Annotated in this window: 24 protein-coding genes; 18 read left to right on the top strand and 6 right to left on the bottom strand. The window is 39.1% G+C overall.

Translation table 11 applies throughout. The annotated features are described in order from the left end of the window. Nucleotides 1-3: 3 nt before the first annotated feature. The 9 genes from accB to JEP36_RS09265 all read left to right on the top strand — a co-directional run bounded on the left by accB (nt 4) and on the right by JEP36_RS09265 (nt 7,931). A complete protein-coding gene (gene accB, locus JEP36_RS09305) occupies nt 4-474 on the top strand; it encodes an acetyl-CoA carboxylase biotin carboxyl carrier protein (RefSeq protein WP_023582895.1) in 471 nt (156 codons plus the stop codon). 12 nt (nt 475-486) lie between these two features. After that, complete coding sequence (gene accC / locus JEP36_RS09300; RefSeq protein ID WP_109371980.1) at nt 487-1,836, top strand: acetyl-CoA carboxylase biotin carboxylase subunit; 1,350 nt, start codon at nt 487-489, stop codon at nt 1,834-1,836. A gap of 272 nt (nt 1,837-2,108) precedes the next feature. Beyond that, entirely contained in the window at nt 2,109-2,357 is a 249-nt protein-coding gene (locus JEP36_RS09295) for a YhdT family protein (protein ID WP_023582900.1), read from the top strand. Continuing rightward, a complete protein-coding gene (panF, locus tag JEP36_RS09290; RefSeq protein WP_198630136.1) occupies nt 2,347-3,792 on the top strand; it encodes a sodium/pantothenate symporter in 1,446 nt (481 codons plus the stop codon). Before JEP36_RS09295 ends, panF begins: the two co-directional genes overlap by 11 nt. Nucleotides 3,793-3,815: 23 nt before the next feature. Then, nucleotides 3,816-4,697 (top strand): 50S ribosomal protein L11 methyltransferase, encoded by an 882-nt coding sequence (prmA, locus tag JEP36_RS09285; protein ID WP_198619269.1) that lies wholly within the window; start codon nt 3,816-3,818, stop codon nt 4,695-4,697. Between the two features lie 321 nt (nt 4,698-5,018). Further along, nucleotides 5,019-5,990: a tRNA dihydrouridine synthase DusB gene (gene dusB, locus JEP36_RS09280; protein WP_069368388.1), complete on the top strand. Its 972-nt coding sequence runs from the start codon at nt 5,019-5,021 to the stop codon at nt 5,988-5,990. A 20-nt stretch (nt 5,991-6,010) separates the two neighbouring features. Then, entirely contained in the window at nt 6,011-6,307 is a 297-nt protein-coding gene (gene fis, locus JEP36_RS09275; RefSeq protein ID WP_004245342.1) for a DNA-binding transcriptional regulator Fis, read from the top strand. Nucleotides 6,308-6,544: 237 nt separating this feature from the next. Beyond that, complete coding sequence (locus JEP36_RS09270; protein ID WP_198630120.1) at nt 6,545-7,177, top strand: hypothetical protein; 633 nt, start codon at nt 6,545-6,547, stop codon at nt 7,175-7,177. A gap of 1 nt (nt 7,178) precedes the next feature. After that, nucleotides 7,179-7,931: a DUF3307 domain-containing protein gene (locus JEP36_RS09265; RefSeq protein WP_198619267.1), complete on the top strand. Its 753-nt coding sequence runs from the start codon at nt 7,179-7,181 to the stop codon at nt 7,929-7,931. A 4-nt stretch (nt 7,932-7,935) separates the two neighbouring features. On the opposite strand, the gene JEP36_RS09260 is transcribed toward JEP36_RS09265, so the two are convergent. Then, nucleotides 7,936-8,463, bottom strand: a complete 528-nt coding sequence (locus JEP36_RS09260; RefSeq protein WP_232805438.1) for an SMI1/KNR4 family protein — start codon at nt 8,461-8,463, stop codon at nt 7,936-7,938. Between the two features lie 140 nt (nt 8,464-8,603). Here JEP36_RS09260 and JEP36_RS09255 point away from each other — a divergent pair, with 140 nt between their 5' ends. Beyond that, the gene (locus JEP36_RS09255; RefSeq protein WP_198619265.1) at nt 8,604-9,350 is read left to right on the top strand and encodes a hypothetical protein; all 747 of its coding nucleotides are present in this window, start codon (nt 8,604-8,606) and stop codon (nt 9,348-9,350) included. Nucleotides 9,351-9,469: 119 nt separating this feature from the next. Further along, entirely contained in the window at nt 9,470-10,660 is a 1,191-nt protein-coding gene (locus JEP36_RS09250; RefSeq protein ID WP_198619264.1) for a cyanate transporter, read from the top strand. A gap of 100 nt (nt 10,661-10,760) precedes the next feature. Here the strand turns inward: JEP36_RS09250 and JEP36_RS09245 are convergent, their stop codons facing one another. Both JEP36_RS09245 and JEP36_RS09240 read right to left on the bottom strand, forming a co-directional pair. Next, nucleotides 10,761-11,708, bottom strand: coding sequence for a carbamate kinase family protein (locus JEP36_RS09245; protein ID WP_198625941.1), 948 nt, complete (start codon nt 11,706-11,708; stop codon nt 10,761-10,763). Nucleotides 11,709-12,031: 323 nt separating this feature from the next. After that, a complete protein-coding gene (locus tag JEP36_RS09240; protein ID WP_109372016.1) occupies nt 12,032-12,766 on the bottom strand; it encodes a glycerophosphoryl diester phosphodiesterase in 735 nt (244 codons plus the stop codon). Between the two features lie 174 nt (nt 12,767-12,940). On the opposite strand from JEP36_RS09240, the gene ugpB reads away from it, so the two are divergent. The 5 genes from ugpB (at nt 12,941) to JEP36_RS09215 (ending at nt 18,392) form a co-directional block, all read left to right on the top strand. Then, nucleotides 12,941-14,248, top strand: a complete 1,308-nt coding sequence (ugpB, locus tag JEP36_RS09235; protein WP_198625940.1) for a sn-glycerol-3-phosphate ABC transporter substrate-binding protein UgpB — start codon at nt 12,941-12,943, stop codon at nt 14,246-14,248. Nucleotides 14,249-14,310: 62 nt separating this feature from the next. Continuing rightward, nucleotides 14,311-15,195, top strand: a complete 885-nt coding sequence (gene ugpA, locus JEP36_RS09230) for a sn-glycerol-3-phosphate ABC transporter permease UgpA (RefSeq protein WP_109372020.1) — start codon at nt 14,311-14,313, stop codon at nt 15,193-15,195. Beyond that, nucleotides 15,195-16,043 carry a sn-glycerol-3-phosphate ABC transporter permease UgpE gene (gene ugpE, locus JEP36_RS09225; protein ID WP_109372022.1) on the top strand — a complete coding sequence of 283 codons (849 nt, stop codon included), beginning with the start codon at nt 15,195-15,197 and terminating at the stop codon, nt 16,041-16,043. Before ugpA ends, ugpE begins: the two co-directional genes overlap by 1 nt. A gap of 1 nt (nt 16,044) precedes the next feature. Further along, on the top strand, nt 16,045-17,145 hold the full coding sequence (gene ugpC / locus JEP36_RS09220) for a sn-glycerol-3-phosphate ABC transporter ATP-binding protein UgpC (protein WP_198630119.1): 1,101 nt from the start codon (nt 16,045-16,047) through the stop codon (nt 17,143-17,145). 494 nt (nt 17,146-17,639) lie between these two features. Next, nucleotides 17,640-18,392, top strand: a complete 753-nt coding sequence (locus tag JEP36_RS09215; RefSeq protein WP_198630118.1) for a M48 family metallopeptidase — start codon at nt 17,640-17,642, stop codon at nt 18,390-18,392. Between the two features lie 55 nt (nt 18,393-18,447). Here JEP36_RS09215 and JEP36_RS09210 read toward each other — a convergent pair whose 3' ends face one another. After that, nucleotides 18,448-18,915: a MarR family winged helix-turn-helix transcriptional regulator gene (locus JEP36_RS09210; protein WP_198630117.1), complete on the bottom strand. Its 468-nt coding sequence runs from the start codon at nt 18,913-18,915 to the stop codon at nt 18,448-18,450. Nucleotides 18,916-19,030: 115 nt separating this feature from the next. Here JEP36_RS09210 and JEP36_RS09205 point away from each other — a divergent pair, with 115 nt between their 5' ends. Continuing rightward, nucleotides 19,031-20,218, top strand: a complete 1,188-nt coding sequence (locus tag JEP36_RS09205) for an MFS transporter (RefSeq protein ID WP_198619258.1) — start codon at nt 19,031-19,033, stop codon at nt 20,216-20,218. 11 nt (nt 20,219-20,229) lie between these two features. Next, on the top strand, nt 20,230-20,637 hold the full coding sequence (gene panM / locus JEP36_RS09200) for an aspartate 1-decarboxylase autocleavage activator PanM (RefSeq protein ID WP_198630116.1): 408 nt from the start codon (nt 20,230-20,232) through the stop codon (nt 20,635-20,637). A 140-nt stretch (nt 20,638-20,777) separates the two neighbouring features. Here panM and JEP36_RS09195 read toward each other — a convergent pair whose 3' ends face one another. Both JEP36_RS09195 and rpoH read right to left on the bottom strand, forming a co-directional pair. Beyond that, complete coding sequence (locus JEP36_RS09195; protein ID WP_198625935.1) at nt 20,778-21,920, bottom strand: glycerate kinase; 1,143 nt, start codon at nt 21,918-21,920, stop codon at nt 20,778-20,780. A gap of 94 nt (nt 21,921-22,014) precedes the next feature. Continuing rightward, a complete protein-coding gene (gene rpoH / locus JEP36_RS09190; protein WP_023583733.1) occupies nt 22,015-22,869 on the bottom strand; it encodes an RNA polymerase sigma factor RpoH in 855 nt (284 codons plus the stop codon). Nucleotides 22,870-22,919: the final 50 nt, after the last annotated feature.

Below are 22,919 nucleotides of genomic sequence, written 5' to 3'. Positions count from 1 at the left end.
CTCATGGATATTCGTAAAATTAAAAAACTGATCGAGCTAGTCGAAGAGTCTGGCATTTCTGAACTGGAAATCTCTGAAGGTGAAGAGTCAGTACGTATTAGTCGTAACTCTGGTCTTCAGGGTCAAATGGCTCCTCAGCAATATTTTGCGGCACCAGTGGCACCTCAACCTGCATTAGCAAATGCAGTTGCGCCTGTAGCGCCAGAAACACCAGCGGCTACACCAACGCAAGAAATCAGCGGTCACGTTGTTCGTTCACCAATGGTCGGAACGTTCTACCGCTCACCAAGCCCTGAAGCTAAGAAATTTGTTGAAGTCGGTCAGCAAGTCAATGTAGGCGATACTCTGTGCATCGTTGAAGCAATGAAAATGATGAACCAGATTGAATCTGACAAAGCGGGTGTTGTTAAATCTATCCTTTGCCAAGATGGCGACAACGTTGAGTTTGACGCTCCACTCTTTGTTATCGAATAACGAGGCAGGTCCATGCTAGAAAAAATCCTCATTGCCAACCGTGGTGAGATTGCACTGCGTATCCTAAGAGCATGTAAAGAGCTTGGGATCAAAGCAGTTGCTGTTCACTCCACGGCAGACCGTGATTTAAAACACGTTCTGCTGGCAGACGAGACTATCTGTATTGGTCCCGCTGCTTCAGCAAAAAGTTACCTAAATATCCCTGCAATTATCGCAGCGGCTGAGATCAGTGGCGCACAAGCCATTCATCCAGGATACGGTTTCCTGTCTGAAAATGCTGATTTCGCAGAGCAAGTTGAACGCTCTGGCTTTATTTTTATCGGCCCGAAAGCTGAAACCATCCGTCTAATGGGTGATAAAGTTTCTGCTATTGAAGCGATGAAAAAAGCGGGTGTTCCTTGTGTACCAGGATCGGACGGTCCTTTGGGTAACGACACTGCGAAAAATATTGAAATTGCTAAACGTATTGGCTACCCAGTTATCATCAAAGCCTCTGGTGGCGGTGGTGGACGCGGTATGCGTGTTGTTCGTGCTGAAAAAGATCTAGAACAATCCATTACAATGACGCGTGCAGAAGCAAAAGCGGCATTTAGCAACGACATGGTATACATGGAAAAATACCTTGAAAACCCACGCCATGTTGAAATTCAAGTTATGGCTGATGGTCAAGGTAATGCAATCTATTTGGCTGAACGTGATTGCTCAATGCAACGTCGTCACCAAAAAGTTGTTGAAGAAGCTCCAGCACCAGGTATTACCCCTGAAATCCGTAAAAATATCGGCGAACGCTGTGCGAACGCATGTATTGAAATCGGCTATCGTGGTGCAGGTACATTCGAATTCCTGTATGAAAATGGCGAATTCTACTTTATTGAGATGAACACCCGTATTCAGGTTGAACATCCAGTAACAGAAATGATCACAGGCATCGACTTAATCAAAGAACAGTTACGCATTGCATCTGGCTTACCTTTATCAGTAACGCAAGATCAAGTTAACGTTCATGGTCATGCAATTGAATGTCGTATCAACGCAGAAGATCCAAAAACCTTCATGCCAAGCCCGGGTACAATTACTCGCTTCCACTCACCAGGTGGATTTGGTGTGCGTTGGGAATCGCATATTTACGCAGGTTATACTGTTCCACCTCACTATGATTCAATGATTGGTAAATTGATCACTTACGGTGAAACACGCGAAATCGCGATCTCTCGTATGAAAAATGCGTTGGCGGAACTTATCATTGATGGTATTAAAACCAATATTGAACTGCACCAGTTCATTATGAATGATGAGAATTTCCAAAAAGGTGGTACAAACATTCACTACCTTGAAAAACGTTTAGGTTTAGCTGAGAAATAATCTTTCTCGCTTAACAAAAAAAGGCATAGTTTATTTACTATGCCTTTTTTATTGCTGATGACCCGCCATAAACAGATCCATAGAGGACAAATTAAACGCATTTCTTAATTAAAACCTGTACTGTTTTCTTTCATATTTATATTTAAAAACAATAAGATAATCTATTTTTAATATTCCCTCATGACTTTGTGATTAATTTTCACTGAATCAATACTCACTTTCCCGTACAATCCTCCCATTCATTTTTAACCCTATTAAGATTGGGAGAACAGATGGACAAACGTTTTGTTCAGGCCCACAAAGAAGCCCTTTGGGCCCTAATTTTAACTTTTATGTATTTGTTGGGTTGGTTAATTACCGCCTATTTACCTGATAACACACTAGGCATTACTGGTTTACCTCTTTGGTTTGAGCTTTCATGCTTATTCCTACCTGTTTTGTTTTTTCTGTTGTGCTATCTGATGGTGCGCTACTTTTTCAAAGATATGCCGTTAGGAGATGAGCATGACGATGCAAACTGAGGTCATAGTGCCACTGATTGGCTACCTTCTGTTAGTTTTTCTGCTGTCAGCTTATGCTTATCGTAAGCGCGAAAAAGGCGAATTTCTTAACGAATATTTTCTTGGTAACCGCTCAATGGGTGGCTTCGTGCTAGCCATGACTATCACTGCAACTTATGTCAGTGCAAGCTCCTTTATTGGCGGGCCGGGTGCTGCCTATAAATACGGTATTGGTTGGGTATTACTTTCAATGATCCAACTTCCCGCTATTTGGCTCTCTTTGGGTGTTTTAGGGAAAAAGTTTGCCATTTTAGCGCGCCGTTATAATGCTGTTACCTTAAATGACATGCTTTATGCTCGTTACAAAAGTCGTTTCCTCGTCTGGTTTGCCAGTTTAAGCCTGTTAGTCGCTTTTGTCGGCGCGATGACTGTTCAATTTATTGGTGGAGCACGCTTATTAGAAACTGCAGCAGGCATTCCTTATGAATTCGGCTTGCTGATCTTTGGGATCTCCATTGCGCTGTATACTGCGATTGGCGGATTTAGAGCCAGCGTATTAAACGATACCTTACAAGGCCTTGTGATGCTACTTGGTACATTTATTCTCCTGTTTGCCATTATCTATAAAGCAGGTGGATTAGATGTTGCGATACAAAAACTCAATACCATCGATCCTGCATTAACCTCTCCTCAAGGGGCTGATGGGATTTTAAGTGGCCCGTTTATGGCATCATTCTGGGTACTTGTCTGTTTTGGTGTTATTGGCTTGCCACATACTGCGGTACATTGCATCTCTTACAAAGACAGTAAAGCCATGCATAAAGGGATCATTATTGGCACAATCGTGATGTCATTATTGATGTTTGGTATGCACTTTGCTGGCGCATTAGGTCGGGCGATCATTCCTGATCTCACGGTTCCTGATCAAGTTATTCCAACATTAATGGTTGAAGTATTGCCGCCTATTGCAGCCGGTATTTTCCTTGCTGCGCCTATGGCCGCCATTATGTCGACGATAAATGCGCAACTGTTACAATCGTCAGCAACTTTGGTCAAAGATCTCTATCTCAATATCGCTCCGCATGCGATAACTAACGAGAAACGCATCTCTCGTTTATCGAGCCTTTCGACCTTGATTTTAGGTGTGTTACTGCTATTTGCAGCATGGAACCCACCATCAATGATTATTTGGCTTAACTTACTTGCTTTTGGTGGCCTACAAGCTGTTTTCTTATGGCCTTTAGTTCTTGGGCTTTATTGGGAAAAAGCTAACCGTTATGGTGCTATTGCGGGCATGATCACAGGTGCCACACTCTATGCCACCCTTGCGACATTTAACATCCAGATCGCTGGATTTCACCCCATTGTTCCATCACTGTTATTGAGCTTAGTCGCGTTTCTTGTGGCTAATCGATTTGGAGAGCATACTCTGCCTCAATCAGCATCATTACAGTGAATTCGTTTTTAAAGAGACTAATTATGCCTTGGATACAATTAAGACTTAATGCAACCGCCGCTAATGCAGAAGCTATTGGTGATGAATTGGTTGAAAGCGGTGCCGTTTCAGTGACTTTCCAAGATAGTCACGATACCCCTATTTTTGAACCGTTACCGGGTGAAACTCGCCTTTGGGGTGATACTGACGTTATCGGTTTATATGATGCAGAAACTGACATGAAAATCGTTGTGGCGATGTTAGAAAATACGCCACTACTCGGTAAAGGCTTCCTGCACAAAGTTGAACAACTCGAAGATAAAGATTGGGAACGTGAATGGATGGATAACTTCCACCCGATGCGTTTTGGCGAGCGTTTATGGATTTGCCCAAGCTGGCGTGAAGTACCTGATCCTAACGCCGTAAACGTCATGCTAGACCCTGGCCTTGCGTTTGGTACAGGTACCCACCCTACTACCTCATTATGCCTTCAGTGGCTTGATGGATTAGATCTAGAGGGTAAAACCGTTATCGACTTCGGTTGTGGCTCTGGCATTTTAGCTATTGCGGCATTAAAGCTGGGTGCAGCTAAAGCAATTGGTATTGATATCGATCCTCAAGCCATCCAAGCAAGCCGTGATAATGCACAGCGTAATGGCGTTTCTGACGCACTCACACTGTATCTTGCAAAAGACCAGCCTGATAACCTCAGTGCCGATGTTGTCGTCGCCAATATTTTAGCAGGTCCATTGCGTGAACTTGCACCTGTTATCAGTACACTGCCACGTCAAGGTGGACACCTAGGCCTTTCTGGTGTGTTAGCGACACAAGCAGAAGGTGTAGCAGCCGCCTATGAAGGACTATTTAACTTAGATCCTGTTGCCGAAAAAGAAGAGTGGTGCCGTATTACCGGTGTGAAAAAATAACATCGAACAAATATTAACCAAAATGAGATAATCTCATTACGTTAATATTTCACTTAATTATTGTTTATCAGGCATTAATCACATTTTTGCCTGATAAACTCTACTTAGTTCCACTTGTTTATCAATTCTACATCATCAATTTTTAATTTTTTAAAAACAGATAACATTATGTTTTTATTGATTAAATAATCAATTCATAAAAAATCAAGTGTAAAAAAGTAACTTTTTTTCGCAATTTGGTTAAACTTTGTCCTTTCATATCTGGCAAAAAATGCGTAATATACGCGCCCTTGCAGTCACAGTTTGGCCCTCTTTTCATCTATGCGAATCGGACAGTATCAGTTAAAAAATTGCCTTATCGCGGCTCCCATGGCTGGCGTTACAGACCGACCTTTTCGGTCACTTTGCTATGATATGGGTGCGGGTATGACAGTTTCTGAAATGCTTTCTTCCAATCCTCAGGTTTGGCAGACAGACAAGTCTCGATTACGAATGGTACATAGTGATGAATTGGGGATCCGCTCCGTACAAATTGCAGGAAGTGATCCCGTTGATATGGCGGCAGCTGCGAAAATAAACGCAGATAGTGGCGCTCAAATTATCGACATTAACATGGGTTGCCCTGCAAAAAAGGTGAATAAAAAGCTAGCCGGTTCAGCACTACTTCGTCATCCCGACCTTGTCGCAGAGATCCTCTCTGCTGTGGTTAACGCGGTAGATGTTCCTGTTACTCTCAAGATCCGTACTGGCTGGTCACCTGATGAACGTAACTGTGTAGAGATTGCCAAATTGGCTGAACGTTGTGGTATTCAGGCTCTCACTATTCATGGACGTACACGCGAGTGTTTGTTCAAAGGGGAAGCCGAATACGACAGTATTCGGACAGTTAAGCAGAGTGTTTCTATTCCCATTATTGCGAATGGAGACATAACAGACCCGCTAAAAGCCAGAGCAGTATTAGACTACACTGGAGCCGATGCTTTGATGATCGGTCGCGCTGCTCAGGGAAGACCCTGGATCTTTCGGGAAATCCAGCACTATCTGGACACAGGTGAACTGTTGCCCCCTCTGCCGATTGCAGAGGTACAACAAATAATGCAAAAGCATGTGCGTGAGTTGCACGACTTTTACGGTCAAGGCAAAGGAACTCGCATTGCACGCAAGCATGTCTCTTGGTATCTCAAGGAACATGCCCCTGATGACCAGTTTCGGCGCTCCTTCAACGCCATAGAGGATGCCAGCGAACAGCTGGAGGCGTTGGAAGCATATTTCGAAAATTTTTTGCGTAAATAAATAAAAGAGCTGACAGAACTATGTTCGAACAACGCGTAAATTCAGACGTACTAACAGTTGCCACCGTAAATTCACAAGATCAGGTGACCCAAAAACCTTTACGTGACTCAGTTAAACAAGCACTGAAGAACTATTTTGCTCAATTAAATGGTCAAGATGTTAATGACTTATATGAGCTAGTATTGGCGGAAGTTGAACAGCCATTGTTGGACATGGTAATGCAGTACACCCGTGGCAACCAAACGCGTGCAGCGCAAATGATGGGCATTAACCGCGGCACACTGCGTAAGAAACTGAAAAAATACGGCATGAACTGATCCTAGTCAGTTAGGTCTATTTTTATAAAAAGCCTTTTCTGGTTTTCCAGAAAAGGCTTTTTTGTTGCCTATTTTTCACACTTGCTCTATAACATAAATCATTAAGTTACCCAATATGGTAACATTTGAGTACGTTACCAAATATGGTAACATCCTCTTTTGTATTTCAATTAAATAACTGAGTAAAAGATCACTATACTCATTCTATTTCTCTCACAAAATAATAAGAGCAAGCTAATGAATAAAGACATCGTAAGTGTGGTTACAGGTGATATCATAGACTCTAGAAACATCACACCTGAAAACTATGATGTTATGCTCTATACCTTGGAGCAAACGGTTCAATTACTCTCAGAACAGTTACCACTTAAATATGACAGATATCGCGGTGACTCCTTCCAACTTGTTTGCTTACATGCTTGTGATGCCATTAAAGTTGCTATCGTTATTCAATTAGCATTGAAAACGTCAGAATTAAACATCAGTGCTCGTCAAAGTATTGGTATCGGTCAAATTAATTCATTGCGTAATGATATTAGAACATCAATGGGGGAAGCCTTTATCTTATCGGGCGAAGGATTAGATAAGATGAAAAGTGAAATATTAACAATATCAACATCAGATAAAGAATTTCAAAAAAATATTACTTTAGTGACTAAATACTTAGATATACAACTTAAAGAAATAACTCGAGCACAAGCGCAAGTTTTACTTAAATATATGGTTAATGAAGATAAATCTCATTATGCTATTGCCAATGAATTAAAAAAATCGAGAAGTAATATTACACGATTATTGAACGCTAGCCACTACCAGTTAATAGATGAATATATTCAATACTTTAATTATTTAATTAACAAGGCTTATTGATATGTATAATTTTACGCTTCTTATTTCTCTCTATATTGCTCATATTACTTTTGATTTTTATTTACAACCTAAAGCATGGATAGAAGCGCGAAATGCTCTACATTACAAATCTAAAGAGCTTTACTTACACTCACTACTGCACGCTGGAATAACCTTTATTATTCTAGTTTTAATGTCTGAGATAAGTTTTAGTTTTATTTTCATTTATAGTGTAATTATATTAATAACACATTATTTTTTTGATCTTGGTAAATCTTATACTGATAACTCTTTAAGATGGTTTATTACTGATCAAGCTCTTCATTTATTCGTGATTACCTTTTTATGGATAGTGCTTGTTGATCAAAATACTCAAATATTCCATGATCTTAGTTTTAAAAATATTAACTACAAATATCTTATTGTTGTTCTTGCCTACATCATTATTTTAAAGCCTATTTCGAGCCTTATTTATATGTTACTAAAGAAATGGACACCTGTTGCAGTAGAAGGCTCAACACTCGTTTCTGCGGGTCAATCTATTGGTTATTTAGAAAGAACACTAATCTTAACTTTTATTCTTTTAAATCAATTTGCAGCAATTGGCTTTTTATTAGCAGCTAAATCAATATTTAGATTTGGTGAATTACAAAATGATCAAGATAAAAAGCTAACAGAATATGTTATGTTAGGTACACTGATTAGCTTTAGCATTTCTATCTTTATTGGACTTGCTACTTCCTATTTTGTGACTCAACTCCCCATAGGAAAATAACTCATCAAACTTCTGGGCTAAATATCATTTTTTCTGATGGAAATCCCTCAGGGAATGATTGGCAACGTATTCGTTTTGATAAAACTCCCTCTAAAAACCCTGTCAGACTCTCTGCAATAAATTCTACCTCTGATCCTCTAGATGGAATAATTGCCATTGTCCAAAGCTCACTATTTTCTGATAAAACAACCCAAAAAAGCGTATCTCCATTATCCGTGACACCAATGGGTAAAAGCCCATTACATTTTGGATATAGAACAAAACGATAGTAATTAGGATCATCATTGATTAATGAGCTGAAATCTTCAAGGATCTGCTCTTTTTGCTGGAAAAAATTAATGTAGTCATTTTGGCTAAAGGGATTAAATAACGTTATAAAATCAGCTACCTGACCTGATCCATATTGGGTAATAAACGCAATATAATCTTTGGGAAAGGCATATTTGTTATCAATTAATGGCCATCTCTCTTCTTTTCCATTTTCATGTATTGCAGAAGGAATAGGTAGTTGCTGATTTAATGCCATTAACATCACTATCTCACTTATTTGAGTTCTATTACACCGTGTAATGTATGATATTTTAGAGTGAGCATCACTTTTATCATAATCATGCTGATAGTTATCACTCTATTACCCTAGTAAACAAACCTATATTTAAAAGAAAACAGACCATGACCACACCAGTACGTACCATTACTTTTATTGATAGTGCCTATCCGAAATCCCATAAAATTACAGAATTTGTCTGGTCAGGTCGATTAGATAAACATGGTCAACTTTGGTTTGATCTTCATCTTAGAAGTGCCGATTACTATTTAAGTGAAGGGGAGGATTATCTGGATGATATCGACGAAGATGAATCAGATGACGAAGAAGAATATACCAGCCTAGCTCACTGGCAAGCTCCCATTGTTTGGGATAATTATCACTGTTGTACACTCTCCTCAACTTATTGGTCTGACGACCAAGGTATTTTGCTCAGCACAGGAAATACGCCGTTCGATTTTGATAACTTTATTACTCATCAATTTAATGTTGATATTGCCCCTCAAATCGATAGTGATACAGATGAATATGAAGAAAGAGCAGAAGTCCCTGCTTTCAGTATTTACTTATTAGGTCATGATGCATGTAAAAATCATCAAATTCACTTCCAGCGCCAACAAGATAATACTTATCACATTAATTGGTCTGGAAAAATCGCACTCTTTTATGCTGGGTTTGATGAATTTATTCATCAATTTAGTGCACAACTTGAAAACATCCCTTTTGATGGCTTTTATTTCCCTAAATCGTGGGCTTTAGATAAAGCAGCACTGGAATTTAAAAAGGTACTTTCTCATTTTGAACATTATGAGTTTGTATTAATTAATCCCAATAGTCAGATTAAACAGTGGAAATTAAAATACATCGCTTAAATAGCGTGATGATTAATTAAAATACCTAATGATATTTATGTTGATATAAAATCCCTCATCTGTTTATATCAACACTGTCCATAAAGCAGGCAATATTTATTGTTTATCAGGGAATTATAATGACTGCCTTACCAAGAAAAAAAACATGGCAGATTGTCCTGACGATTATTTTAGTCGGGATAAATTTACGCCCTTTCTTAACTGGCCCCGGCCCTGTTATTGATAATATTATTGCATCAACAGGAATGAGTTATAGCCAAGTCTCATTACTCACGCTATTACCCATGTTTTTAATGGGTATAGGCGCACTAATCGTTCCTTTCTTACAGCCTTATATTCAAGTTCGGAAAGGGCTTTTAGTCGCAATGTTGTTGCTTCTTATAGGCTCATTTTCTCGAGCTTATGTTTCTGATGGTAATCAGTTATTACTGACTGCCCTCTTTTGCGGTTTGAGCGTGGCTTATATTCAAGCGGTATTTCCTGGCATTATTAAAGGATGGTTTGGACATCGAACGCCTATTATGATGGGGCTGTATTCCGCCATGCTAATGGGGGGAGGCGCATTAGGTGCTCAATTATCCCCGATTATTACGGTATCTAATGGTCATTGGCAAAATGCTTTAGCGTGGTTTGCACTTCCAGCAGGATTGGCATTTGTCGCTATTCTTTTTTCTATTAAAAACAGTGCCATATCTGCTAATAAAATATCACTCAATACCTTAATTTGGCGCCCCAGAACAGGATTGCTTATTTTAGGTTTTGGTTGCGTTAATGCAGGTTACGCTTCAGTTGTGACATGGTTGGCACCTTTCTACCAATCGTTAGGAATGCCAAGTGCACAAAGTGGCTCTCTTGTCGCTATCCTTTCGCTTTTCCAAGCCTCTGCTGCTTTAATTATTCCTTTCTTAGCGGCTAAAAATCACGACCGACGTTTTTGGCTTATGCTGACATTACTAAGTCAATTTATCGGTTTTATTGCAATAATGACTATTCCGATGAGTGCGCCTTATCTGTGGAGTATTTTCTTAGGCTGTGGCTTAGGTGGGTGTTTTTCCATGATGATGATTGTCGCGCTCGATCATATTCCTGATCCAGCACAAGCGGGCGCGCTGTCGGCATTAATGCAAGGTGGAGGATTTATCATTGCTGCCTTTGGACCGTTAGTGGCAGTGATATTGCGTCAGCCAGACGGAAGCTTTACTTATGCATGGGCATTTCATGCGGTTTTAGTGATTATCACGATAGGATTATTTTCACGATTAAATCCGCGCCATTACGCGAAAGCCTATCCCGCTAATCACACTATTTAATCATCGATATATTAAGAAACTCTGCATAAAATAAGCGCCTTATTCTTTTATAAATAAGGCGTTTATCAATTAAATAACGGAGTACTTTTGATTGCGAAAATTAAGCAACAATATGCGTTCCGGTTTCACCTTTTAAGGCAGAAGCTAGTTTTTCTGGCGTTGTGATAATCACTCTTTTTCCACCCGCGGCTAAAAATGAGAGGCTGGCTTCGATTTTTGGAAGCATACTGCCCTGAGGGAAATGCCCTTCATGCATATATTGTGTCATTTCCTCAACCGATGTTTCACCCAATGCTTTTTGTTCTGGCTGACCAAAATGAATACAGACTTTTTCAACACCCGTGGTGATGATAAGAATATCTGCATGTAATTCTTTTGCGAGCAATGTTGATGACAAGTCTTTATCAATAACGGCATCGACACTTTGGTAATTTCCCTGTTCATTTTTAATCACAGGAATACCACCGCCACCCACAGCAATAACAACATAGCCGCATTCTGATAGTGACTTAATTGCACTAGATTCAATAACATGTTGTGGAATTGGGGAGGCAACAACACGACGATAACCACGACCAGAGTCTTCAACAAAATGCCATTGAGGATTTTCTTGCTTTAATTGCACCATCTCTTGTTCAGAGAAAAATGCACCAATAGGTTTTGTTGGAGAAACAAAATTAGGATCGTTTTTATCTACTTCAACTTGTGTGATAAGGGTAATTGCTTGTTTATTTTGTTGAACACGAAGCTTATTCGTTAACGCTTGTTGTATTAAATAGCCAATACCGCCTTGTGTATCTGCAACACAGTTAGCTAAAGGTGTTAACGGTAAACCTTCTTGCACATGCGCCACTTCAGCGCGACGTAAATCAAGCCCTACTTGTGGCCCATTACCATGAGTTAAAACAATATTATACCCTTCAGCCACCATATCACTAATATGGGCTGCAACCTCTTGTACTGCTTGTTCTTGATGAGCGATAGACTGGCTAGCATTGTCTTTAATAATACTGTTGCCTCCAATGGCAACAACAACGAGTTCTTTCATATTTCACTCTCAATTATATTATTGGCAATTAAAGTAGAAATAACGCACCTCTACTCTTAGAGGTTGGGTTGATAAGGTCGCCATATTCGCTAACCATTTTCCCCATTTTTATTTTTAATGAGATAAACATTACCAAGTTGAATAATATCTATTCATTAATTGCGCAGGATAATAGCAGAGAATGTAAAGAAAACATCTATTACTCAACGTTTCTCTTATTTAATTTCTGTAATTAAAATACGGAAAGAAAAGGATAAAAGGCGTCATCAAACACATCAATAACGCCTTATTCAATACAAGTAAGCAGGATTGTTAGTGCTTTTTCACTTTGCTATTTGATCAACATTAGGTAGATAAACATCAGGCATATCAGTGATCAGCATATCAACACCCCATTGCTCAAAATCTTTCACTTCCTCAGGATTATTCGGGGTATAACAATAAATTTCATAACCCGCTTGTTTCAACATTTGAGCTTGTTCTTGTGTGAGATATTTGTAATTACAATGCACACTAAAACCATCGATCGCTTTTAGTGTTTCTAACGCATTATCAGGAATTTCATCCCACAATTGGCCTCTGCGAATAAAAGGTAGGTATCGTTTCATAACGATCAGTGCATGCGTATCAAAAGAAGAAAATAAAATTTGCTCATTCGGAATATCTGCACTTTTTATCATGTCAGAAACCGCTAAACATAAACGTTCAACATCATCATCAGGCCATGTTTTCAGTTCAATATTGAGCTTTGTTCCTGAACGCTTAATAAGTTGCAATCCTTGTCTTAAAGAAGGAACTTTCTCACCTTGATAGAGTGAACTAAACCAACTTCCCGCATCAAGGCGATGTAAATCATCTAAGGTATGAAAACGCACAGCACCTTGCCCATTCGTGCAACGATTAACTGTTTTATCATGAATAAGCACAGGAACATGATCCGCGGTTAATTGCACATCCGTTTCAATCCATTCGCACCCGAAATCAATCGCCATTTTAAACGCAGCCAATGTATTTTCAGGCGCTTTTCCAGAAAAACCTCGGTGAGCAGCTATCTTCATTTCTCTCTCCTTTTCATTTGTGCCGACATCATGACAACCATTTATGACAGCAATTTGACAGTCATACCATCAATATATCTTCATTTAATTGTCACCCATTTGTCATAAACAACATTTAGGGTAATTCGCAGATTAGATTGCACCTTTAACTTTCGATTAAAAAGGAAATTCTGCATGTCGATAAAATCAATAACAGGTCTTGCTGTTGCAATGGCGTTATTTACTTCTCCTACACACGCAAAAACACAAATTGAATGGTGGCATGCAATGGGAGGTGCGCTCGGTCAAAAAGTAAATCAAATCGCCTCTGATTTTAACGCCAGTCAATCTGAATATGAGATAAAACCCGTTTATAAAGGCACTTACGCTGAAACGATGACCAGTGCAGTGGCTTCATTTCGTGCTAAAAACCAACCCGCTATTGTGCAAGTCTTTGAAGTGGGCACAGCGAGCATGATGGGGGCAAAAAAAGCCGTTTTTCCTGTTTATCAATTAATGGAAAAAACTAACGAGCCTTTTGATCCTAATAGTTATTTATCAACTGTCACGGGCTATTACACCACCAGCGATGGAAAAATGATGTCACTGCCGTTTAATAGTTCTACGCCTGTACTTTATTACAACAAAGCCCTCTTTAAAAAAGCAGGCATAGAGCAACCACCAAAGACATGGAAAGAGATGGAAGCTGTTTCTCAGAAACTGCTCGATTCTGGAGTGAAATGTGGATTTACCACCACATGGCAATCATGGACACAAATCGAAAATTTTGGTGCGCGTAATAATTTACCTATTGCGACAAAAAATAACGGTTTCGATGGTTTTGACACTACCTTCCTTTTTAATAAAGCACCTTTCGTGGATCATATTCAACAAATGGCAGATTGGTCGAAATCCGGTATTTTCAAATATGGCGGACGTCAATCGGATGCAATGCCACTGTTTTATACTCAAGAATGCGCCATGGTGATGGAATCATCAGCAGGATTTGCAGGCATTAAAGAGAATATGAAAGGGATTGATATTGGTGTTAGCCAATTACCTTATGACGATTCTCTTGTACAAAAACCTGCGAATACCATTATTGGCGGAGCGTCTTTATGGGTGATGTCGGGACGTCCAGATGCCGAATATAACGGTGTTGCCAAATTCTTTACCTATCTTTCAAGCCCTGAAGTACAAGCCGATTGGCACCAAGCAACAGGTTATTTACCGGTGACTAAAGCCGCTTATGCGTTAACACAACAGCAAGGCTTTTATCAGCAAAATCCGGGCGCAGATACGGCAATATTACAAATGACAACCTCTGAACCAACAGCCAACTCCAAAGGATTACGTTTTGGTAATTTCCTGCAAACTCGAGAAATCGTTGATGAAGAGTTAGAAAAAGTGTGGTCAGGAAAACAGACCGCTCAGGCTGCGTTAGATAATGCGGTTGCGCGTGGGAATGAGCAGTTACGCCGTTTTGAACGAACTCAACAATAGTCACTTATATTAGGCGAGCAAAGTCGCTCGCCTTCTGTTTTTATCGATTTACTGGACATTGTATGGCTTCTCAATCCATTTATTTTAAACAAAAATGGTTACCTCTCGCGCTAATTTTTCCTCAATTAGCTATCACGCTTATCTTTTTCATTTGGCCTGCGGGGCAAGCTTTCTTTCAGTCATTTCAATTAGAAGATGCGTTTGGACTTAGTCGAGAATTTGTTGGTTTTGAAAATTTTCAGCGACTTTTTAGTAATCGCTATTATTTTGACAGTTTAATCACGACATTAATTTTCAGTATCAGTGTCGTGTTTCTCTCTATGCTGTCAGCGCTTATTTTGGCGGGTATTGCAGAGCAAGTCTTACGTGGCAAACTGTTTTATCGCACTATTTTAATTTCACCCTATGCCATTGCGCCAGTTATTGCAGGCTTTCTGTGGTTATTTATGCTTGATCCCACAATTGGTGTATTAAGCCAACAATTAAAGAAAATAGGTATTAATTGGGATCCCGTACTTAATACACATCACGCTATGTGGATGGTGATTTTAACAGCGACATGGAAACAAGTGAGTTATAACTTTCTGTTTTTCCTCGCCGCCTTGCAATCTGTACCTAAATCTCTTTTAGAAGCTGCGGCTATTGATGGTAGTGGTCCCATTAAACGCTTTATTACTATCAGTTTTCCTTTAATTTCTCCCACAACCTTTTTCTTACTTGTGGTTAATTTTGCTTACGCCTTTTTTGATACTTTCGCCATTATCCACGCGATGACGCAAGGTGGCCCTGGTAGTAGCACCTCAACACTGGTTTATAAGGTCTATAACGATGGTTTTGTGGGATTAGATTTAGGCTCCTCCGCCGCACAATCCGTTATTTTGATGTTTATTGTCGCGATATTAACCATTATTCAATTTCGTTATGTTGAGAAAAAGGTGGCTTACTGATGGTTGAACGTAGACCTTTATTTCATGCTTTCTGCCACTTTATTCTTATTGTCGGCATTCTTTCTGTGGCATTCCCTGTGTGGATTGCACTAGTGGCAACAACCCATCAAAACACCGAGTTTGCCACAGGCTCTCCTCTTTGGTTTGGTACTGAAGGCTTCAATATTTTTAAAACGATATTTTCACAGGCAGGTACAACGCAAAATAGTGCGATTTCAATTAACAGCATGTTATTGAATTCGTTAGTTATGGCGTTAGTGATCACCATAGGGAAATTAGCTATATCGATTTTATCGGCCTATGCCGTGGTTTTCTTTCGCTTTCCGGGACGGATGCTTGCCTTTTGGACTATCTTTTTTACCTTAATGTTACCCGTTGAAGTTCGCATTATGCCGACATTTGAAGTCGTCACTGATCTTAATATGTTGAACTCTTATGCTGGATTAACTATTCCATTAATTGCTAGCGCCACAGCTACTTTTTTGTTTCGTCAATTTTTCCTGACCATCACCCCTGAATTAATTGAAGCCGCAAAAATTGATGGCGCTGGGCCGATTAAATTCTTTTTCACTATCTTGCTTCCTCTTTCTCGCACCAATATCGCTGCCCTTTTTGTTATCACCTTTATTTATGGGTGGAATCAATATCTTTGGCCAATGCTGATCACAACTGATACCCACTACTACACCATTGTGATGGGAATTAAACAGATGGTTGCGGTTTCTGATGGTGTCGTTGAATGGAATAAAATTATGGCAACCACGTTGATCGCCATGTTGCCGCCAGTCCTTATCGTCATTCTGATGCAAAGAGCCTTTGTAAAAGGCTTTATTGATACGGAGAAATAATATGACAACCGTAACGCTCACTGATTTAGAAAAACGCTATCCTAATGGACACCAAGCTATTTCGAAATTGAACCTTTCTATTGAGCAAGGTGAAATGGTGGTGTTAGTTGGCCCAAGTGGTTGTGGCAAATCAACATTACTGCGAATGATTGCAGGATTAGAAACCATCACACAAGGTGATTTACTCATTGATAATTTACGTGTTAATGAACATGAACCGAGTGAGCGAGATATCGCAATGGTATTTCAAAACTATGCGCTTTATCCTCATATGTCTGTCTATAACAACATGGCATATGGTTTACGTAATCGAAAAACACCCAAAGCCCAAATAGAAGAACTTGTCACAAATGCGGCTAACATGCTGGAAATCAGTCATTTATTGGATAGAAAACCCAAAGAGCTTTCCGGTGGACAACGTCAACGTGTCGCAATGGGAAGAGCCATTGTGCGTAAACCCAAAGTGTTTTTATTTGATGAACCACTCTCTAACCTTGATGCAAAATTACGTGTTCAGATGCGTCTGGAGATCAAAAAATTACAGCGAAAACTCTCCACAACCTCGATTTATGTGACGCACGATCAGGTGGAAGCGATGACATTAGCCGATAAGCTGGTGGTTTTAAATCAAGGAAATATAGAGCAAGTGGGGACGCCTTTAGAGATTTATGAAAGTCCAGCTTCCGTGTTTGTGGCAACGTTTATGGGCTCTCCGGCAATGAATATCTTAGATGTCCCAATTAATCATGGTGTAATTGAAATCGCTGATGGGCATATTGCCGTTTCATCTCAGCATCTTCCTTATCAAGCCATTAAATTAGGTTTACGCCCTGAACATTTGATCATTAGCCATCAACATCCCCTTTTTCATGTTGAAGTGGAATTTATTGAAGCACTAGGCGCTGATGTTTTAATTTATGCCACAACTTGCGATAAACAAAAACAGTCTATTGTTATTCGCGCACCTAACAATCATGGTGTGAATATTGGTAATAAAATTGGTCTAACCATTCATCCTGAAAACCTTCATTTCTTTAATGAGCAAACAGGAAAACGTATTAACCGCCCTTTTATGCTCATCAGTGAATTAATGGTTTCCTGATACATCAATATCAATTTATTCATTTTCGGTTTAATCTTAATAGCGATGCTTTAAGCATCGTTATTTATTTATCACTAAGCAATAAATATTAAAAATATAAAATTTGTCAGAATTAAACAAATAAAACCCATATCTAAATACAATGTTCCTTTGATATTATTCCAAGTAGATTCAAAACAGCATAACGTACACTCAGAGTAAGTATAATCAATGATCTACATAGATATTACTAAGAGAAATTTATCTTCTCCCTATTAGACACTATATTAATCCTCTTAAATTTAAAGAAGTTAAAATAACCAATATGTTTTTCCATCATCATTTTAAGAATAAAAAATAATATTTTTTAGATGAAAAAATAGAAATATATATGGAGATAATATTTATTACATAAAATGCTTATATTGCACCGATAGATAAGCACTGTTATTCTTCCGCTCGTATTTAATACGCAATTATATAAAACTGCGCAGCAGAAAAGGACTTAATTCAAAATGAAAATCAAATTACTTGCTACAGTGATGGTATCAGCAGCACTACTCTCTGGTTGTCAAAATCTTAATACCGATATGTTGACCAAATCAGGCACTCAACTATTCCAAGCTGCAACATTAAGCGATAACGATATCAAAGCGCTAACGAATGATGCTTGTAAAGAAATGGATGCTCAAAATAAAGTTGCACCCGCAAATAGCACCTACACTAAACGTTTAAATAATATCGCTAAAGCGTTAGGTAATGAAGTTAATGGCACGTCAGTAAACTACAAAGTTTATATGACTAAAGATGTGAATGCGTGGGCTATGGCGAATGGCTGTGTTCGTGTTTATAGCGGTTTAATGGACATGATGACAGATAACGAAGTTGAAGGCGTGTTAGGTCATGAAATGGGTCACGTTGCTTTAGGTCATACTCGTAAAGCAATTCAAGTTGCACACGCAACAGTTGCAGCACGTACTGCGGCAGCATCCGCAGGGGGTGTAGCAGCGCAATTAAGTAGCTCTCAGTTGGCTGAAATGGGACAGAAACTGGTTAATGCTCAGTTCTCTCAACACCAAGAGTCAGAAGCAGATAATTTCTCTTACGATCTGCTGAAAAAACGTGGGGTAAGCACCGCAGGTTTAGTCACAGGTTTTGAGAAATTAGCTAAACTAGGTGGCGGTGATTCAAGTATGTTTGATTCTCACCCACCATCAAAAGAGCGTGCAGATAATATCCGTAATCGCATTGCTGAAGATAAAAAATAATTACCTTGCCCCTGTATCCCATGATATGGGGGTTTTCTTTTCAGGTTTACCCTTTTTACGAATCGCGAAAAGTATTTATCACATCAGTAAAAAAACGTTGGATCGCTTGTTTTTCACTCTGATTATATTGTTCAAATAACGCAGACCATTTTGCTTGAGATTGTTGATGCAACACCTCATGCGCGTGAAAAAGCCGCTCGCCTTCTTCTGTTAAGATAAAAAATATTTCTTTCTGATTATCTGCTAATTTTATTTTTTCAATCGCGCCTTTCTTTTGTAATCGACTACATATCTTTGAGACAGCACCTCGTGTCATTGCCATATATTCACTGATAGTTGTGAGATTTCTCATACTCTCTTCACCAATACAATGGATCACATGCAGTTCTGTGAGTGAGTAATTATCTAACCCATTCTCTTCTAATACTTTTTTATGATTGCTATCGGCTTGTTCATCTTTAAGATGCAAAAAATCACTTAACCCTTTTAGTAAGTCCTGTGTGGTTATATTCTCTTTCACCATTTTGTTTCCTTGGAAAAAATAATATTAAAAATAGTATCAAAAGTATTTACAACAATCAAAATATCGCTATTATCTATTTTGTTTCCGTGGAAACAAAATAACAAAGGGCAATATTATGAAACTATCAATCCGCAGTCTATTTTATCTCATTTGCTTTAGCGCGCTGCTGGGCTCTTTGGCGCAAAATATCTATACCCCTGTACTTCCCTTGATCCAACAGCTATTTAATACCACGTTATCATTGGTTAATTTAACGGTATCTGCATTTACTTTTTCTATGGCTGTTATGCAACTATTTTACGGCTCATTGATTGATAAATGGGGAAGAAAACCTATTTTGCTTGGCGGATTAGCCATTTCAATCGTGGGAGCTTTGGGCTGTGTTTGGTCTGACTCTATTGGCGTATTGATTTTTTGGCGGGTGATCCAAGCCATCGGTATCGCAGCTATTCCTGTGGTTGCAGCCACTATTCTTGGGGATCTTTATCAAGGAAACGAGCGTGCTAAAGCAATGGGATCATATCAAATGTTATTAGCACTAGCTCCTGCTTGTGGTCCTTTATTAGGCGGGTATTTAGCGCAACATTATCAATATCAAGGTATTTTTATTTTCTTGGCCATAGTCGGTGTCATATTACTTATTACGCATCTCTTTTATTTACCTGAAACACGTCCAGAACAGAAAGAAGCTTTTAAAAGCATGTCTGCAATGCAACAAGTACTTATGGCTCCTGCGGGTAAATCTGTATTTGTCATCAGTTTTATGGTGTTTTATAACTATTTTTGTCTCTTAGTATTTTTACCCTTAATAGCCTTTCATCTCTATCAGCTTAACAGTACCGAAATCGGTGGATTGTATGTCCCTATGTCTATTGCACTGATTTCAGGTAGCTATCTTTACCGTAGGATTTGCCATTTATTTAGCATTGAGTTTGGTGTAATTATAACCTCCTGTATTAACCTGATTATGCTGACGCTATTTGCACTCTTTTGGCAAATATCACTTCCTATGATGTTGGGTTTAACTGTGTTATATGGGCTTTCTCTCGGATTAACCATGCCAACACATACCACATTATTAGCGAGTTATTTCAGTACAATGAGAGCAACCGCAATGGGGATTTATAACTTTATTCGTTATTGTGGAATGGCTGCGGGTCCTATGGTGGCGACCTATTTTGTCACTGGTAATAGTTATGAGTATGTCTTTTATTCTTGTGTGATCTTCACGAGTTTGGCATTGTGTTTCACATTCAAAACATTAATGTCATCATTAAAAGAAAAAAGGCACACTGCAAACTAACAGGAAATTTGATGAAACTGACCATTGAAAAACTGACACAGCTTTCAACACAAGACCGTATCGATTTAGGTAAAATTTGGCAAGAGCCTTGTTATCAACATGCACTAACAACCGAAATTACCGAAGATAACACTCTCTTTGTGGCACGTTTTAATGAGCGATTACTGGCGGCTTGCCGTATTCAATTATCGGGTAATAAAGCGATAATCACCGATTTTATGGTCAGAGAAGTAACACGTCGCCGTGGTGTTGGGCATTATTTACTGACACAATGTTTATCTGCATATCCTGATATTCCCCATTGGCAAGCAATAAGCTTATCCAACGAAAAAAATGGATATGATGTTGCACATGCTTTTTTAACACACCATCAATTTAATCCATCACCACAATCTGATCTCTATGTTCTCAATATTTGACAATATTCTTACTCTAAACAATTCTACAACTTGCATATATGCAACATATACTCTAAATAATTCTACAACTTGCATATATGCAACATATACTCTAAATAATTCTACAACTTGAATATATGCAACATATACTCTAAATAATTCTACAACTTGATATATGACGAATAATAAAGCCTCGCCACATTATAAGCCGTCTCATTAAGATTTTTTTGCGCATTACTTAACGCATCAGAAAGTGTAGAAACACCAGGAACAATAGAAAAAACCGCATCAATACCCTGCTGATGAACTACATCGTAATCTGGTAAATAACCACCGACCAACGCAATAACAGGAAGGTGGTATTTTTTTGCCAACTTAGCAACGCCTGTTGGTGTTTTACCTTGCGCCGATTGGCTATCCATTCTCCCCTCGCCCGTGATCACCAAATCTGCATCAATAAAATATTTTTCTAATTCAACAGCTTTAGCTACCAATTCGACACCTTGCGAAAGTCTTGCTTGCGTAAATGCAAGCAAAGGCAGAGCCAATCCTCCCGCAGCACCACTTCCTGCTATATGGATAAGAGTGCGTTGCGTCATTTTCTCAAGATAAGTACCAAAATGGTGTAATGCGTTATCAAGTTGCGCAATATCGTCTTTGGTTGCTCCTTTTTGTGGACCAAAAATAGCGGATGCTCCTTTTTCGCCACACAATGGATTAGTGACATCGCAAGCAATCTCAATTTCAATATGTTTTAGTTTGGGATTGAGTTTGGTGATATCAATAGAATGAAGTTGAGCTAATGATAGCCCACCAAAAGGTAAAGATGCCCCAAACTTATCTTTAAGACCAAGACCGAGTGCTTGCATCATCCCTGCACCAGCGTCATTTGTAGCACTGCCACCTAATCCTAAAATAATTTTTTTAACGCCCATTTCAAGTGCGGCATTAATTAATTCACCCGTACCATAACTGGTCGTTAATTTGGGATCACGTTGAGATGAAGGAATAAGATGAAGACCAGAAGCTTGTGCCATTTCAATCACAGCGGTGGTGTTATCACCTAAAAGTCCCCACGTTGCGGTCACTTGTTTACCTAAAGGCGAACACACTTGTGTAGAGATAAAACGGCCTTGCGTTGCATCCACCAGCGATGTCACCGTGCCTTCACCACCATCCGCCATAGGAATACAACAATACTGAGCATCGGGTAAATAACGTGAAAAACCCTGTTTTATTGCTGTTGCAACTTCTTTCGCACTTAAACTTTCTTTAAAAGAATCAGGGGCGATAACTATTTTCACGTTATTTTCTCCAAGCAATAAAAAAGCGATATTTTCATATCGCTTTTATAACATACTCTACTTTATGGGAGCGTGTGCTTGGTCTGAAATGTGATTAATCTTCAATCGCTAAACGCAATTTCTTCATCGCATTTTTTTCCAATTGACGAACACGCTCGGCAGAAACACCGTATTTTGTCGCCAAGTCTTGCAATGTCGATTTGTTATCATCATCTAACCAACGAGCACGAATAATGTCTTGGCTACGTTCATCAAGAGTTTCAATTGCTGACGTCAGTTTATCTGTCGCATGATTATCCCAGTTATCTTCTTCAATGCCGTCGGCAAAGTCAGAAGACTTATCTTCTAGGAAGAGTACAGGAGCAATAGGATGTGAGTCATCACTATCGTCAGCGGTCATATCAAATGCCATATCTTGTGCTGACATCCGTGATTCCATTTCTCGGACATCACTTTCTGATACACCTAATTCTCTTGCAACAAGCTCCACTTCATCTTGATTAAACCAACCTAAACGCTTTTTATTTTTTCGCAGATTAAAAAATAGTTTACGTTGTGATTTTGTGGTCGCGACTTTCACGATACGCCAGTTGCGTAGCACATATTCGTGAATTTCAGCTTTGATCCAATGCACAGCAAAAGAGACTAGTCGAACACCCACTTCTGGGTTAAAACGACGAACCGCTTTCATCAAACCAATATTACCTTCTTGGATAAGATCAGCTTGTGGTAAGCCGTAACCTGAATAGCTGCGAGCAACATGAATAACGAAGCGTAGATGTGAAAGGATAAGCGTTCTTGCTGCATCCAAGTCACCATCGTAATGCAGCCGTTCAGCGAGTTCCTTTTCTTCCTCTGCGGTTAACATCGGATAGGAATTGGCTGCACGTATATACGCTTCGATGCTGCCTTGCGGAACCAATGCTAAGGATTGCATTTCTTTTGTCATTCAAATCCTCATGAAAATCAAATAAATAATTAAAATTATCGCTGTAAGGG

Source organism: Proteus sp. PR00208 (genome assembly GCF_016238545.1).
In the GTDB taxonomy this organism is placed as follows: domain Bacteria; phylum Pseudomonadota; class Gammaproteobacteria; order Enterobacterales; family Enterobacteriaceae; genus Proteus.
The sequence above is the reverse complement of the archived record's forward strand: the minus strand, read 5'-3'. Positions and strand labels throughout refer to the sequence as shown.